Raw genomic sequence first — 15461 nt, forward strand, 5'->3', positions numbered from 1 at the left:
GCAACCGACCGCTTCACGATCATCGATCGATGGGCTTTCGCTTCGCAACATCAAATGACTTGCCTGATGTAAGAAAGCTCAACTGAAATGGCTGTTTTCCGTTCTTCGAGTAAACCAACATCACCTGCGTTTCGCCCGAGACGGTCAAGCGGCGGTTGTCTTCAATGAGAACAGCGGTGTCCTCATCAATGCCAATGCCAAGCATATTTGGGTTCTCCAGCATCAAACCGAACAGCCGGTTGTGACGCTGGCGAACGAGAAAGTGCTGATCGAATAACACATTAGGCAAAAGCCCGAGGCCTTTGCGGACACCGACCTTCGTGCCGTCCAGAACCTTTAGGTCGGCGTCTCCGGTCATCATTGGATCGGACATTACGGCTGCCCCGGCGCTCGTTCCGCCAAAAGGCGTTCCGGCGGCATACTTTTCGCGGATCAGCCTGAGCAATTCATCGTCGGCAAGTACATCCATTATTCGGTTCTGATCACCACCCGAAAAAAAGACACCTGATGAACCTTTAAGTTGGTCGATAAAAACTGACCTCGTAGCCGCATCGAGCGGCCTCACCGGCGCGTGCTCGACCGACACCGCCCCTGCCGAAACAAATTGCTTTTTGAGCGACTCGAAGCTTTCTGTCGGGACGCCGCTGGCCCACGTGATGACCATGATCTTAGCTTTTGTTCCGCCGCTCCATTCGACAAAGCGTTTCATCGCTTCGGGCGGACGTTTGCCGCCGCCGATAACGAGCAGTCGCTGCTGCCCGAAAGCAGAAATACAGAGGATCAACATGACCGTGATCAAGAGAAGCCGAGATCTTTTCAATGGATACAAGGTCAAAACCTTCATAATTAATTGTAAAGAATGAGATCCGCCATCCGGCGTTATCTCTTATCAACTGGCCGAACGGCTGGAATGTCCGGCAACGATCAGCCAGCGACCGTTGTTATGGACCAAAGTCATTGTGTAGTGAAGTACGAACGGGTCAGGCGATAACTTTGATTCCGCAGCCGACGCCGCTTCGACCTGACGGGGCGATACGCCTCGGACAACGGCTGTATCGCCGTATATCGACACCCTAATGTCGCGAATCTCCATTTTTGCATACTTAACTTTACTGGAAACATACGAGGTAATGAACGCCGCCCGATCGGTCGGTATGCCCGAACTATGTACCCAAACGAATGACGGGTGTAACAACTGTTCGACCGTTCGAACATCACCGGCGGCAACGGCCCGGCGAAATTCTGCTTCCGCGAAAAGCACTTGCTTCCGAGCATCTTCATCGGCGATAGGTATCCGAGTGGCCTGCCATGCCACGGCCTGCCACCTGCCGTTTTGCTTAACGAAAGTTCCGGTGTTCAGGTGCAAAGAGACCGTCTGCTTTCCCATCAGGTTGGTGGTTCCAACGAGTTTGAAAGCGACTACGGCTGTATTGCCGTATTTCCGTATCCTCACATCCTCAGCGGTATAAACTGTCGTTGCGTCATCAGGTTTTGCCGGCGTGACGGAACGAACGCCTTTCATGAGGTCGGCTTTTCCGATGCGTTGCCCGGTTCCACGCGTGTACACAAGGTCTTCTGACCAAAACCGCTCGTGAACCGCAGCATCATTTCGACCGGCGCCCGCAAGAAATTCGTTAAGGAGCCGGTTAAGTTCCGCAGCATCACCAACAGGTTGGGCAGTGGCAATTGTCCACAGTCCTGTCAGTACAATTACGAGCGAAAGGATCTTATTCATATAACGATCGGCTTAAAAAGAACAGCATCGGGGTGCGGTTTAGAACTCCTATCGGTAAATTTCCGCTTCTCCCTTTGGGCGGGTCTTCCAACGCTTATGCGACCACATCCATTGATCGGGATACTTGCGAACAATGGCCTCGATCTCTGCGGTGTATGCGGCGGTCGTCGCAACAAGGTCCGCTTTGCGGTCATCGGTCTTCACGGGGTCGATCGTCCGTCCGCGCACCAACTTATATTTGCGCAACTTATCGTCCCAGACACAAAATAACGGGAAAAGGACCGCACCGGAGCGGCGGGCAATCGTTGCGGCTCCGCCGGGCGTGCAGGCCTGCACGTGAAAGTACGGTACAAATACACCCTCTTTCGGGTGGGCATTGACATCGGCCACAATTCCAAGTGCCCGGCCTTCGCGCAAGATCGATATCGCGGTCATGGCTGAATTGGTCTTGTTCAAAGGGCGATTGCCAAACTGAGTCCTAAATCGCCACGTCATCTCTTCGATCCGCGGATTATCGATCGGCCGCGCCAGGTAACTGAAAGGTTCAAATGCTACGGCAATTGCAAAAGCCAGCAACTCCCAATTCCCGAGGTGGCCGGTTATCACCATGATCCCGCGCCCGTCACTTTTCAATTTATGAAACGCGGTATAAATGTCGCCGTCCTCATCGAGATCAACAAGATCTCTTACTTGTTCGGACGTTGCATGCCTTAACTTGCTCATTTCCCCGAGAACCCGGCCGAGATTCTTGAAGCTGCCCTTGGCGATCTTTAACCTTTCCTCAAGCGCCATCGTCGGGTAGGCCAGTTCTAAATTCACCAACGCTGTGCGTCGCATTCCGCCTAAAACGGAAAAACCAAACCGACCGAAAGCTAGCCCGATCGCAACCGCAGCGGATCTCGGCAAGAACCCGAGAAAGGCAAACACGACCTTGGCGGTCCAAAATTCGACCAAGATCTGAGATTTGCCCTTTTTTGCCATACGGCATTTTCAACCTTTCCATCGACGAAAGGCAAGTACCGCATTCAGGCCGCCAAATGCAAACGAGTTTGAAATCGCAGCATTCGTTGCTTTCTCGATCGGGATGTTCTTGATGACGTTTATCGAGCATTCGTCGTCGTTCTCGTTAAAATTTGCGGTTGGCGGAAGAACGCCATTTTGAAGCGCGAGGATCGTCGCCGCGGCTTCGATGGCTCCTGCGGCCCCGAGTGCGTGGCCATGCATTGATTTTGTCGAACTGACCGGCAGATCGTCGGTGTGATCGCCGAAAACGAGTCGTATGGCCTGCGACTCCATAACGTCGTTCGCGGCAGTCCCGGTGCCATGCGCGTTGATGTAGCCGACCTCGGCCGGATCCATGTGGCCGTCATCAAGTGCGCGGCGAATTGCCTTTGCCGCACCTTTTGCGTTCGGCAACGTGACATGATGAGCGTCGGCCGACATGCCGAACCCTGCGATCTCGGCAAAGATGTTTGCGCCCCGATCTATCGCTGTCGAGAGCTCCTCAAGGAAAAACATCGCGCCGCCTTCACCGATTATCATCCCCGCACGGTCGCGCGAGAAGGGACGACATGTGTCCGGCGAAACTACTCGCATTGCTTCCCAAGCCTTCAGATTTCCGTAGGTCATCGGAGCCTCGCTTCCGCCGGTGACCGCGGCGTCGATCGTGCCTTGACGTATCAGCCAATAGGCTTGGCCGATGGCGTGGTTTGAGGACGAACAAGCGGTCGAAAGGGTGAATGCCGGGCCCGTGATGCCAAATTCCATCGAGATGTGGCTAGCAACCGCATTGCTCATCGATCGAGGTATCGCTATCGGCGGAACGCGCGATCTATGCTTGGCGTAAAGATCGTAGAAGAGTCCGTCCTCGGTCATCTTGCCGCCGAGACATGAACCCGTAACGACACCGGTTCGGTCTCGCAGAAGATCGTCGAATTCGATACCGGCAGAGGTTATCGCTTCGCGTGCCGCAGCGAGCCCGTATTGTGCAAATGGATCGAGCAGTGTTTGCAGACGATCGTCAAAATGATCAGCGGCATCGAAATCACGAACTTCCGCCGCATTCTTGAACCGGAGATCCGAGGTGTCGACTTTTGTGATCGGGCCGATCGCTGCTTCGCCGGAACGCAATCTGTCCCAAAATTCAGACTGGTTCCCGCCCAGGGCCGAAACCACGCCGATACCGGTGATCACTACTCTTCTCATTATAGATCGGATCTTCGAGGAGGATATCTACGCGGCTTCTTTTGCCGCGATCAACGATTCGATGCCGCCGATAACCTCGGCGACCGAACGCATCGATCGGGCTTTTTCGTCAGGTACGATAATGTCGAACTCCTCTTCGAGCTCGAATATGAGATTGAGGCCGTCAAGAGAATCGAAACCCAGATCGTCGAAGGTCGCTTCACGATCGACTTTCGAAGGCTCCAACTTCTTAAATTCTGCAAAAATACCGACAACACGATCTGCAACCGATCTTTCCGACATCTGTTCACCCCTTTTCCAGCGCGTAAGTCTTGACCAAACACCAATATTATCTGTTTCTATCGGGCAATGAAACAGCGGTTCACCAAATCGCGAAGATGCGCCCTGCTCGGCATGCGATCAGGCAGCCGCCGAAACACCGAGCCACCGCAGCGCCGGGCCGATCGAACTGAAAAACTTGACCCTCGCACCTCGATTCCGGGCGGCCGTTACAAACAGGTCACTGATCTCGTCCGGTTCATAGTCATGTAAACAAAGAGCTATCCAGAGATCGGGATAAACCTCGGCCGCTTCTACGCCCGATTCGAAAGCATTTATCGTGTCCATCCGGCGCTTCGGCGATGTGCCTTCGATAAGGATCTTTCCGCAGGAATACTGCCGGCACAATTGACCGATCTTCTGCCAAAGCAGAGTCATCGAATCAGGGTTTATCTCCATCTCGGTTCCATGACGAATGTAGATATGGTCACCGCGAAACTCAACGAGCATTTCGACTTCCATGTTGCGACTCCTCGAATTGCTGATGAAACAGGCAGAAACTCCAACGTACCGGACCGGTCAAAACAACTCTTACAAAACTCTTACAATCATACCGAAAAAAAACTGTTACGATTCAGAAATCGGTGCAAATTGTGCACCTAACGATTATTGGGAGTATCGAGAGCAAATATGCAAAACGTGGCCGAGTTTAAGCCAAAATCTGAATCGATCAACTGGAGTACGTTGATCTTCGTCATTGTTTTTCACCTTGTCGCGGTAACGGCATTTTTCACATTCAGTTGGTCGAATTTGGCAGCGGGATTGCTCTTGTGGTGGGTTGCCGGTAGTCTCGGCATCGGTATCGGATATCACAGACTGCTTACACATCGAGGCTTCAAGGCTCCAAAATGGCTCGAGTATACGCTCAGTGTACTCGGTACCCTCGCGCTGCAGTCGGGACCATTAAGCTGGGTCACGACCCACCGAATTCACCATGCGTTCACTGACACTGACAAAGATCCGCACAGCCCGCGGAACGGCGCTTACTGGTCGCATATCGGTTGGATCTTCCGCGGAACCGCGCAGTTGCAATCGTGGGCGACGATGCAGCGTTACTGCCCTGATTTTGCAAACGACCGCTTTCACCAGTTCTTGAACAAATACTATTACGTTTCGACGATCATCGTCGCTGGCGGCCTCTTTGCCATCGGCGGTTGGTCGATGGTCGTTTGGGCAATATTTCTGCGAACGGTCGTGGGATGGCATTTCACCTGGCTTGTGAATTCGGCCACACATTTGTGGGGAAGCCGTCGGTTCGAAACACGCGATGATTCGCGAAATAACGCTCTGGTCGCGGCCGTCACGTGGGGCGAAGGTTGGCACAATAATCACCACGCCCATCCGCGATCAGCGAAACACGGACTTGCCTGGTACGAGTTTGACATCAACTGGATCGAGATCCGGATCCTCGAAAAGCTCGGGCTTGTGTCGAATGTCTACGCCTACAGCGACCGGCAGTTCCGCGATGAACCACAGTCCGAAGCGATCGAGCTGACACCGTTGCGCGACGCCGCCTGATAAGCTGACACTTTGAGCGGGAAACGGAAAATGAAGCCTTCTCGGTTTCAAATTTCCGTTTTCCGTTTTACATTGCAATGTACTGATGCGGCGCCGAAAAACAGCGATATTCTTTCTTGTGCTTGGCATTGCCCTGTCAGTGCTCGCGGTCGCATTGAACGTTGGGTGGATACTCCTAAATCTGCGTCAGGTAGCACTCCTGATCCTTGGCATCGTGTTCTTTGCTTTGATCATAACCGGATTGATCCTCAACACGGTCTTCCTGGTCCGTGAGATACGTCGCAGCGAACAACATGACGCATTTCTCAACTCGGTGACCCACGAATTAAAGACCCCGATCGCGTCGATCAAACTCTATCTTGAAACGCTCAAATCTCGCGAAGTCACGAAAGAGAAGCAGCACGAATTCTACGACATTATGCTTTCCGACGCCGACCGCTTGCTGAATACGGTCGAGCAGGTACTTCAGGCCGGCAGGTTGCGTGAGAAACGGCTCCAATACGACGTTACCGAGATCGATATTCAGGAAGTGATCCGGAACGCGATATCGGCCGTTCTTTCAAGGTACAACCTATCGCCGGGCGTATTTCGGTATTACGGACCGGATGAGCATTTGCCGGTGCTCGGCGACTACCGCGAACTCGAAACCGCGTTCATCAATCTTTTTGACAACGCGGTCAAATATTCCGCCGGCGAACCGAACGTTTCAGTACGCGTTCGTCGAATGGATATGAAAGACCGCGTAGCTATAAGGATTCGCGATAATGGAGTCGGTATACCGGACGCGGATCTCAAGCGGATATTCAAACGATTCTATCGGTCAACAACTCCGTTGGTGAAAGAGACAAAAGGGACCGGACTTGGCCTTTTCATCGTTAGATCGATCATCGAAAATCATGGCGGCTCGATAAGAGCCGACAGTAAGGGCGAGGGTAAGGGAACCACGATACTTGTTCAATTGCCATTACTTTGAAATGAAGATACTTGTAGTCGAAGACGAAGCCCACATTGCCGAGGGCCTTCGCTTTAATCTTGAGGCAGAAGGTTATCTCGCCGAGGTAGTCGCGGATGGTGAAACCGCACTCGATCGGCTTGATAAAGAGCGGTACGACGCTATTGTCTTGGACGTCATGCTTCCGGGCGTCAATGGCTTTGAAACGGCCAAAACGCTTCGCGAACGCCGCGATTTTACCCCGATACTTATGCTGACGGCACGAGGGCGCCCGGAAGACGTTCTTTTGGGGTTCGAGGCTGGCGCCGACGATTATCTTCCAAAACCTTTCGCCCTCGATATATTTCTTGCGCGGCTAAACGGCCTGCTGCGGCGAACCGCATGGTCAAAGGCCGAACCCGCGGCGGCAACGACCGACGATGTCGTCATTGTGAACGGTAGAACGATCGACTTCACAAATCTTGAACTGCGCAAGGACGGCACCGTCTACCATCTGACCTTAATGGAGATCAGGCTTCTCCGCTATCTGATCGAAAATCAGGGTGTTACCGTCTCGCGCCGAACGATCCTTGAGGATGTGTGGGGCTTGCAGGAAGATACAGACACCCGTGCGATCGATAATTTCATCGTTCGGCTTCGAAAGTACCTTGAGGACGAACCGAACAATCCGAAGATCGTACGAACTGTCCGCGGGGTCGGTTATAGATTTTCGCTCGTGTGACCCATTTTGGTTCAGGTCTCAGTCCCTGTAGTGCTTTCGAGCGATCACCTTGATAGCATGGCGCCAATTTTCATGGAGTTCCCATCGCCACAGCTCGATATCGCTGCTGATCATTCTCGCATACAGGTCGAATTCGTGGTGAAAACTTAGAGCCGGTGCGACCAAGTAAATGAGCGCTGGCTCTTCCGATATCTCAAGGTCTCCAAAGAGTCGGGCATCACGCAGATTGCCCCTTCGTCGTTGGATCTCGATCGTGCGCCAATAATCGACAGCCTGAAACACGGCATTGCGGTCGGGCGCGGCCTTTATCTCTATCACCACAAGTCGGCCGTCTTTCCGCAGAGCCAAAAGGTCGATCCGGTCGCCTGCCGCGCGAAACTGGTTGTGGATCGGAGCGAGGATGAGGTTTGCATCGAGCTTCGTGATGTCCCGCCGCAGGATCGATTCGAGCCAAGCCTCTGTACCAAGACGAAAAAGGTCGTGACGTCGATCTGGCGGTTCGTGGTCGCGACGCCGGTGGAGTTCGTCTACAAGATCATAGAATATCTCTTGTGTTTCTTCGTTGAGTGGCTTTCGGTCTCCGCCGGTTCCGAACCAGCATCTCTCATGCCCCATCGTCGTCCGCACACGAGCAAATGGGAGGCCTCTGAATCGGAGTGTCTCGCCGTTCCGTGAGAAAACGACATCGATCTTGTCAGGAGCCATTGCAATGATCTCTCTCGCCCGTCCGCTTTCGCAGATCCGACGTTCGGCGGGGAACTTCTTCGGGCGGTCCCGCCAAAGTGCGTTCATCGACAGGGCTCCGATCGCCTTGGCCTTGACCGCTCCGGACTCACCCGCGACCTCGAAAAAACGTAGGTCCGACGTATACGACGGTTTGAGCAGCGAAGCCAGTTTTCTCAGCTCTCTGATCTGGCGCTTTGTCCCGGCAATAAAAAACTCCTCCGCCGGACTCTTTTTTCGTTCCTTCGACCGCGCAAAAAGCTTCAATGCGTCAGCCAGGAGCGACTCGTGATTCATCGTCGCGGTCGTGTCGACGAGGATGGCGATAGAGCGGCCTAAAGCATCTACGGCGTCTGCGATCGCCAATCGTCCGTTTTCATTTATCAGCGAAATTGTTTTAACTTGTTTGAGTGGAAAGTTGTTTGCAACGGCGTCGAATACCGCATTTGCATAATGAAGCCTGGCAGCATCAATGTGCTCGCGTAACGCCGAGGCAGGTTCTCGTGGAATCAGCCGGATCAGTTCTTGACGATGTCTCGAAGGTGCAACAACCTGGATCTCGAGAACGCCTCCGTCCAAACTGCACGATATCACACGTTTTCTTTTGAAACCGGCCTCGTCAAACGACCCGATCACCAAACGATCGGCGATGGCCGCGATCTCGATCTCGTCTTGACGCAGAGGAATTGTCTTTCCGTTCTCAAAAACCGCCAGCCACTCGAAATGCGAATCCAGGGTTGTTCGGAGCATTTCGCCTGTGTCAGTTAAGTTCACCATTCGTATCTTTGGTCGAAGAAGTTCATCATCGCCTCTGACCAATCGGCATAACCCTTCTCCGACGGGTGAATTCCATCAGCGAAAAAACCGTCGATCTCAAGATCACGCGGCTGGTGGTAATAAAATATACGCTCCATCGGGCCGGTCAGATCCTTGATGTTCGCGTCATGCAGTTTAGAAAGTTCCCAAAGGATGAACTTTATTGGGTGAGGGATCGCCGGCGAGAGCTTGATCATCGGGCAGTTTGACAAAAAAATGACAGCGTCAGGATATCTGTCGCGCATGATCCCAAGCAATTCGGTCATATCGCGACGCCACTTCACCGGGCTGCTCAGTTTCATTACGTCGTTTCCGCCAAGTCCGATAAGGATATAGTCGAACTGCTCATCAGGGATCAGAGGAACGAGTTCGTCAATGGTCCGTCGCGCCGTGACGCCATTCTTCCCGACCACGATCCATTCCACGGGCCTACCGATTCGACGGCTCAATTGCGTTGCGAATTGGCCTGCGAGTGCTTTTTCATGAGTACTCGCACCAAGGCCGGCAACCGTCGATTCGCCTATGACGAATAACCGAGCCGAAGTCCCTTCGCCTGCCGTTCTTCCCTTTTCACCTCCGCCAGCACCCGGCAGCAGGCCAACCTTACGCCTTGTATACTGGCCCTGCAGATACAATAGCGGGGCGAACGGCAAAATCGCCGCGCCGGCGATCAAAAATGTGGCTTGCCACCTTATTAAACTCATTACATCTGCAGCCCGCTGACCACGCGCTATGTTAAAATTCAGGCACCCGGATGCGTTTGTCAAATGCCCCTAAATATTTTCTGTTCGGCGCATTTCTGTTGATCTCAACGGCGGCCTGCGGTTCATCCGGAAACGGTTCCAACAGCCCTCCGGCTTCAATTCCCGAGCCGCCGAGGAGCATACCGTTCGCAACTAAAGAACCTGATGTTTATTCGGCCGGACTCGTTGTCATCACCGGGGGATCAGAACGGAAATTCGCGATCGTCCGCGATAACACCAGGCTCCGCATTGACTTTGAGGTCGGAACACCTGCGCACCGCGTTTTCATACGCACGTCAGAGCTTTACCTTGTTGATCCCCTCAACAAGCGTTTTGCGGATATCTCAGGGGCCGATGATCCGTATTTCGGTCCGGAGTTTGTCATGGATCTTGCAAATCAACTCTTGACGGCAAAGATCTATTCGGACTTCGAAGATATCGGCACCCGGGACGGTTTGCTTGTTTTCCGCACCGTGCTCAACGGGTCGACCACGTCTGAGGTTTTGGTCCTTTTTGATAAGCTTCTGGGCATGCCGGTAAGACAGGAGTTTTATTCGGTCGAGGCCGAAAACCGGACCATGATGTATGCGGTCGAGTTGCGTGATTTTTCTACGTCGATCGACGCCGCAGCATTTGAGATCCCAAAGGACTTTCGGAGGGTTTCTCGCCGGGAACTTGAGCAATGATGGTGCGGCAGCATTCGTGATCTCGAGCTGGAAAAGATCCCTCGGCGCGGACACGGTCGCTGGGCTGTCGGGATAAAAAGAAGAAATGGACCACCTCAGAAAATTCCTCCGATATGTCATGCCCTACAAATGGTCCATTGTAGCGGGCGTGTTTTGTATCTTGATCTCGATGAGCTTTGGCCTGCTTGTGCCGTCGCTTGTCGGGATGGCAGTGGACGACCTCAGCGAAAGCGTTACCTGGCAAAAGATCATTTACTACCCAATTGCAATACTCGGCGTAAACCTCATAAGCGGAGTCTTTTTGTTTTGGCAGAGGCGGCTTTTGATCAATACCTCGCGGCATATCGAGTTTGACATGCGGCGGGATTTCTATGCATCGCTTGTCGGTCAACCGCTTGAGTTCTTCCAGAATACACGCGTCGGCGATCTAATGGCTCGGGCGACCAATGATCTTGCCGCCGTCCGACAGATCGTTGGCCCAATGATCCTCTATAGTTTTCAGGCGATCTTTGCGTTGGCGATCACCTTGCCGATCCTCTTCAATATTTCGGTCACCCTTACGCTCCTGGTTCTTATACCGCTTCCTTTTGTATCTTTGACAGTAAAATACCTCGGTCAACAGATACATATAAGGTTCGAGAAGATCCAGGAGTTCTTTTCCGACATAACCGCGCGAGCTCAGGAGAATTTGAGCGGCGTTCGAGTCGTTCGCGCCTACGCGCAGGAAGACTCTGAGGTAGAGCAGTTTCGTGTGCTGAATCATGAGTATGCCGAACGCAATCTGAAATTGGTCAAATTCTCAGCGGCAATGCGCCCATTGATGTTCTTTTTCATCGGGCTCGGTTTTGTCATCATTGTTGCGGTCGGTGTTCCGATGGCCGTGAGGGGTGAGATAACGGCAGGAGATTTTACGGCATTCATGCTCTATCTTCAGCGAATGATCTGGTATCTGATCGCGCTTGGATATGTGGTAAATCTCTATCAGCGCGGTACTGCCTCTTTGAAACGTTTCAATGCCGTGCTCGAGACCGAGCCGACAATCAAAGATGATCTGGACGTGTCACCGCAGTCGCCGATAAAAGGCGACATCGAGTTTCGCAACCTTTCCTTCGCCTACGGTGAAAAAGTTGTTTTGGATAAGATCGATCTCAAGATCGGGCAGGGCGAGACCGTTGCGATCGTAGGCAAGACGGGCAGCGGTAAATCAACTCTCGTGAATCTGATACCGCGGCTGCTCGACGCACCGGAGGGCTCAATATTGATCGACGGCCAGCCGATCAAGCGGTTCCCAATCGAACAACTCAGACGCTCGATCGGTGTTGTCCCGCAGGAGTCGTTCTTGTTCAGTGACACATTGGCAGAAAACATCGCCTTCGGTATTCCCGGATCACCTTCGTCAAATGGCCGTGCCGGAACTGACCCTGGAACGATCTCGGTTCAGAAAGCGGCTGCCGTTGCCGGACTTGCCGAGGATATTGGCGAATTTCCGAATAAATACGATCAGCTTGTTGGAGAGCGAGGGATCACATTGTCGGGCGGACAAAAGCAGCGAACGGCCATCGCTAGGGCCGTAATCCGCGATCCCAAGATACTTATCCTCGACGATTCGCTCTCGGCCGTCGACACGTACACCGAAGAAAAGATACTTCACAATCTGCGCGAAGTTCGCGAAAATCGAACGACTCTGATCGTCTCGCACCGCGTTTCGACGATCAAAGATGCCGATCTGATCTGCGTTCTGAACAACGGTCGGATCGCAGAACGCGGGACGCACCGCGAATTGCTCGAGTTAGATGGTGAATACGCCCGGCTCTACCAGCGCCAGCTGCTCGAAGAAGAGTTGGACGCTACGTTATAGGAACGGTTCGAAACACCGGATGATCAGGATCGTCAGACCGCGCATATGACCGAGATCGATCAGAAATACCGCACGCTGGCAATACTTTGGCTGATCTTGTTGTTTTCGCAGCTATTGTTTGTAGTTGTGATCTACTCGTCGAAGGCCGAACTGTTCAGCGATCGCAGCGAGCAGTCGTCGTTCGGCAACGAATCGACGGTTGTTTTTGGGGCTGCGTTCCTCGCCATCGCCAATCTAGCGATCTCTTTCTTTTTTCGAAGAAAGGCGATCGAACAGGGTATTGCTGAACAAAAGCCGGAATACATACAGACCGCGCTGATCATCGGCTGTGCGTTTTGCGAGGCTATATCGATAATCGGGCTCGTTCTTGCCCTTGTTTTCGAGTACCAGTATTTCTATCTCTGGTTGTTGGTTGGGTTTATTGGCATCTTTCTCCATTTTCCGCGACGAAAGAACCTCGTTGCCGCAACGCGACCCACGGCAGGCAATTGTTGACTTATTCGGATTTCGATTCGCTTTTACGAGACCTGATTTGAACCGCGGCAAATCCCGACCTCGGTTATCAAACCCGAACGGGACCGCGCAAAAAATAGAAACGCCGCCAAGATCTCTCAAGGCGGCATGATAAATTGTCACTGCGATTTGCTATGGAACGTGAACGGTTACTGTCCGGCGACCGAAGCGTCGAGCTTCGGTACAGCTTGCCATCCAGATGTCGAGGCGTTTTCCTTTGATCTTTCCGCCAGTATCCGACACAAGATAGCTACCGCTATAACCGCCGCCGTTAACATAGATCTTGCTTCCGAGTCGCAAAACGCGAGGGTCGGCAGCAATTATTCCCTGTCTGACGCTGTGTCCCATCGCGGTCTTACCGCGAAGGCAATAGGCCGTTGCCACAAACGAGCCGCGGTTTGCTCCCGCAGATTTCGACATGACCGTTTTTTCAACTAATTTCTTTGCTTCCGATCTGTCCTGACCTTCTTTTTTCTGTTCGTCTTTGCCGGCCTTTACCGGATCTTGAATGTTGACCTCGTCTACCAGGATCGAATCTGCTTTTGCCGAATCTAATGTTAAATCTGTCTCTAAAATATTACCGATCGTATTAAATTGTATTTGCGAACCGTTCGCTATATTGAGTTCGTTCTCTGTCTGGGACTGTGCGTAGATAAAAACCACGAACAGGCTCAAGATCGACAGAATAACGCCTCCTCTAACGAGTTTATTCATTATTCTTTCTTCTCCTAAATTTGTCTTCAATAAAACGCAAAAATAGTGGTTTTGACGAGGTATTACGTCGGCCACTATTCAAAAACAGCCATAAAATTGAAGACTCGTACCGGCCGGAGCCGGCTGCGTCGGCCGTTAAGGGCCAAAACAATTAAAGAGGCTACCACATTTCGGCACATGTGTCCAACAAGCACAATCCCGGAAGCCCTTATCGCAAAAGGCATTTCGGCTTTATCGCGTGTTTTATGGTGTGTTTTTCGGATGCTTTTGGTAGACTATCGAGGCAATTGCTGCCGCATTTTGCAGCCGTCGGTTCTCTTGTTCAAATCACCAAACAAACCCCGAGGAAGATGCTATGCAGGAACGCCGTCAGGGACAGCGATACATAATCTCCTTTCCGATCAGGATCAGATGGAAGGATGAGACCGGTACAGAGGTTATCGAAGAAGGGCTGACCGAAAATGTTGGTCTCAACGGTACGCTTGTCTACCTTCCGCGCAAGCTGCCAACTGTCGGTTCGAAGGTCAATCTTACGGTCACCGAAAATACCGACGACCCGGTCACGGTCACGGCGCAGGTCATTCGTCTTGAACGGAATGCAGCGCACCCGCAGGCGGCTCTCAATTTGATCGACGGGATCCGCGTCTGGAAAAAGAAAGTTTGGGAATTTGCGGGCGAGACGATCGCAGGTGAAAAGCCTGACGAAATAGACGATTGGTAGATCGGATCGACAGAGACGCTACGGTCATCGCTGGACCACCCAGATCAAATAATGAAAATTCTTGTCCTTGGAGCAGGCCGTATGGGTTACGGTGCGGCCTATGATCTAGTTCACAATTCGCCCAATGTCGAGTCGGTGACGGTTGCCGATTTTGACGTCAAAAAGGCCGAATTGGTCGCGGAGCAGGTAGGCACCTCACGGATCGCGGCGCATCATGTTGACGCGGCAAGCGAATCCGACATCGCGAGACTGATGACCGGCCATGATAGCGCCATTTCTTGTGTCAATTACTGGTACAACGAATCGCTTTCGCGAGCGGCGATCGCGACAGGTACGAATTTCTGCGATCTCGGCGGAAACAATTATGTCGTCGACGCCCAGCTTGCGATGGACGACGAAGCCGCCGCCGCGGGCATCAACATAATTCCTGACTGCGGCCTCGCTCCGGGTATGGTCTCGATACTCGCGATGTACGGAGCGGCAAGGTTCGTTCGTCTCGATGAATTGCACATCCGCGTCGGCGGCCTGCCGCAGCATCCGCAACCGCCGCTCGATTACCAGCTTGTATTTTCGGTCGAAGGTCTGATCAACGAGTATATTGAGGTAGCTCGCGTGATTCGTGACGGGAAAATAGCTGAGGTGCCGTCAATGACCGAACTCGAATCGCTCGAGTTCGCAGGTTTTCCGCCGCTCGAAGCCTTTCAGACGTCCGGCGGAACATCAACGCTGCCAGATACTTTCGTCGGGAAGATAAAAGAACTCGATTACAAGACGATCCGCTACGCCGGCCACTGCGAGAAATTTAAAACGATGATCGATCTCGGCCTGTGTTCCAGCGAGGAGTTGGTCGTCGATTTTCAGAAGATAAAGCCGCGAAAGGTGTTTGGCGAACTTCTCCAGCAGAATCTGCCGGCGGACGGGCCCGACTACGTACTCGTCCGGCTTGAATTCGTAGGAACGCTATTGCCGGGAGCTCGGGACACAGAGGCTTCCGCAACAGGGGTCACGAACTCCGCATCTACTCGGTTGCGATATGACATCGTCGACCGCTTTGACCCTGCGACCGGCCTTTCAGCCATGATGCGGACCACCGCATTCCCCGCCTCTATCATCGCCCAGATGATGGCAAAGGAAGATGTCCTGATGCGAGGCGCAACACCCCAGGAAAAAGCAATCGACCCCGAGAAGTTCGTCGCTGAACTCGCTCGGCGAAACATTTCAATAGTCAGCTCGTGAGA

General features: G+C 52.8%; 17 protein-coding genes. 8 read left to right on the forward strand and 9 right to left on the reverse strand.

The window, feature by feature from the left end; genetic code table 11:
- Nucleotides 1-19: 19 nt before the first annotated feature.
- The 6 genes from IPM28_12725 to IPM28_12750 all read right to left on the reverse strand — a co-directional run bounded on the left by IPM28_12725 (nt 20) and on the right by IPM28_12750 (nt 4720).
- Nucleotides 20-820 (reverse strand): cyanophycinase, encoded by an 801-nt coding sequence (locus IPM28_12725; GenBank protein MBK9173844.1) that lies wholly within the window; start codon nt 818-820, stop codon nt 20-22.
- A gap of 69 nt (nt 821-889) precedes the next feature.
- Nucleotides 890-1735 (reverse strand): nuclear transport factor 2 family protein, encoded by an 846-nt coding sequence (locus IPM28_12730; GenBank protein ID MBK9173845.1) that lies wholly within the window; start codon nt 1733-1735, stop codon nt 890-892.
- Nucleotides 1736-1783: 48 nt separating this feature from the next.
- Entirely contained in the window at nt 1784-2716 is a 933-nt protein-coding gene (locus tag IPM28_12735) for a lysophospholipid acyltransferase family protein (GenBank protein ID MBK9173846.1), read from the reverse strand.
- Nucleotides 2717-2725: 9 nt separating this feature from the next.
- The gene (locus IPM28_12740) at nt 2726-3940 is read right to left on the reverse strand and encodes a beta-ketoacyl-[acyl-carrier-protein] synthase family protein (protein MBK9173847.1); all 1215 of its coding nucleotides are present in this window, start codon (nt 3938-3940) and stop codon (nt 2726-2728) included.
- Nucleotides 3941-3967: 27 nt separating this feature from the next.
- Nucleotides 3968-4222 (reverse strand): acyl carrier protein, encoded by a 255-nt coding sequence (locus IPM28_12745; protein MBK9173848.1) that lies wholly within the window; start codon nt 4220-4222, stop codon nt 3968-3970.
- A gap of 117 nt (nt 4223-4339) precedes the next feature.
- A complete protein-coding gene (locus tag IPM28_12750; protein MBK9173849.1) occupies nt 4340-4720 on the reverse strand; it encodes a hypothetical protein in 381 nt (126 codons plus the stop codon).
- A gap of 168 nt (nt 4721-4888) precedes the next feature.
- On the opposite strand from IPM28_12750, the gene IPM28_12755 reads away from it, so the two are divergent.
- From IPM28_12755 to IPM28_12765, 3 genes are all read left to right on the forward strand, one after another.
- The gene (locus IPM28_12755; GenBank protein MBK9173850.1) at nt 4889-5776 is read left to right on the forward strand and encodes a fatty acid desaturase; all 888 of its coding nucleotides are present in this window, start codon (nt 4889-4891) and stop codon (nt 5774-5776) included.
- Between the two features lie 85 nt (nt 5777-5861).
- The gene (locus IPM28_12760) at nt 5862-6749 is read left to right on the forward strand and encodes a HAMP domain-containing histidine kinase (protein ID MBK9173851.1); all 888 of its coding nucleotides are present in this window, start codon (nt 5862-5864) and stop codon (nt 6747-6749) included.
- Between the two features lies 1 nt (nt 6750).
- Nucleotides 6751-7449 (forward strand): response regulator transcription factor, encoded by a 699-nt coding sequence (locus tag IPM28_12765; GenBank protein MBK9173852.1) that lies wholly within the window; start codon nt 6751-6753, stop codon nt 7447-7449.
- A gap of 18 nt (nt 7450-7467) precedes the next feature.
- Here IPM28_12765 and IPM28_12770 read toward each other — a convergent pair whose 3' ends face one another.
- On the reverse strand, nt 7468-8922 hold the full coding sequence (locus tag IPM28_12770; GenBank protein MBK9173853.1) for a hypothetical protein: 1455 nt from the start codon (nt 8920-8922) through the stop codon (nt 7468-7470).
- Between the two features lie 20 nt (nt 8923-8942).
- Nucleotides 8943-9692 carry an SGNH/GDSL hydrolase family protein gene (locus IPM28_12775; protein MBK9173854.1) on the reverse strand — a complete coding sequence of 250 codons (750 nt, stop codon included), beginning with the start codon at nt 9690-9692 and terminating at the stop codon, nt 8943-8945.
- 50 nt (nt 9693-9742) lie between these two features.
- Between IPM28_12775 and IPM28_12780 the strand changes: the two genes are divergently transcribed.
- The 3 genes from IPM28_12780 to IPM28_12790 all read left to right on the forward strand — a co-directional run bounded on the left by IPM28_12780 (nt 9743) and on the right by IPM28_12790 (nt 12770).
- The gene (locus tag IPM28_12780; protein MBK9173855.1) at nt 9743-10417 is read left to right on the forward strand and encodes a hypothetical protein; all 675 of its coding nucleotides are present in this window, start codon (nt 9743-9745) and stop codon (nt 10415-10417) included.
- Between the two features lie 85 nt (nt 10418-10502).
- A complete protein-coding gene (locus tag IPM28_12785; GenBank protein MBK9173856.1) occupies nt 10503-12275 on the forward strand; it encodes an ABC transporter ATP-binding protein in 1773 nt (590 codons plus the stop codon).
- Nucleotides 12276-12320: 45 nt separating this feature from the next.
- A complete protein-coding gene (locus tag IPM28_12790) occupies nt 12321-12770 on the forward strand; it encodes a hypothetical protein (GenBank protein MBK9173857.1) in 450 nt (149 codons plus the stop codon).
- Nucleotides 12771-12920: 150 nt separating this feature from the next.
- Here the strand turns inward: IPM28_12790 and IPM28_12795 are convergent, their stop codons facing one another.
- Nucleotides 12921-13502, reverse strand: a complete 582-nt coding sequence (locus IPM28_12795) for a 3D domain-containing protein (protein MBK9173858.1) — start codon at nt 13500-13502, stop codon at nt 12921-12923.
- A 355-nt stretch (nt 13503-13857) separates the two neighbouring features.
- Between IPM28_12795 and IPM28_12800 the strand changes: the two genes are divergently transcribed.
- Both IPM28_12800 and IPM28_12805 read left to right on the forward strand, forming a co-directional pair.
- Nucleotides 13858-14223: a PilZ domain-containing protein gene (locus tag IPM28_12800; GenBank protein ID MBK9173859.1), complete on the forward strand. Its 366-nt coding sequence runs from the start codon at nt 13858-13860 to the stop codon at nt 14221-14223.
- A 51-nt stretch (nt 14224-14274) separates the two neighbouring features.
- Nucleotides 14275-15459 carry a saccharopine dehydrogenase NADP-binding domain-containing protein gene (locus IPM28_12805; protein ID MBK9173860.1) on the forward strand — a complete coding sequence of 395 codons (1185 nt, stop codon included), beginning with the start codon at nt 14275-14277 and terminating at the stop codon, nt 15457-15459.
- Nucleotides 15460-15461 lie beyond the last annotated feature (2 nt).

Origin of the sequence: Chloracidobacterium sp. (assembly GCA_016716305.1) — a bacterium.
Taxonomy (GTDB): domain Bacteria; phylum Acidobacteriota; class Blastocatellia; order Pyrinomonadales; family Pyrinomonadaceae; genus OLB17.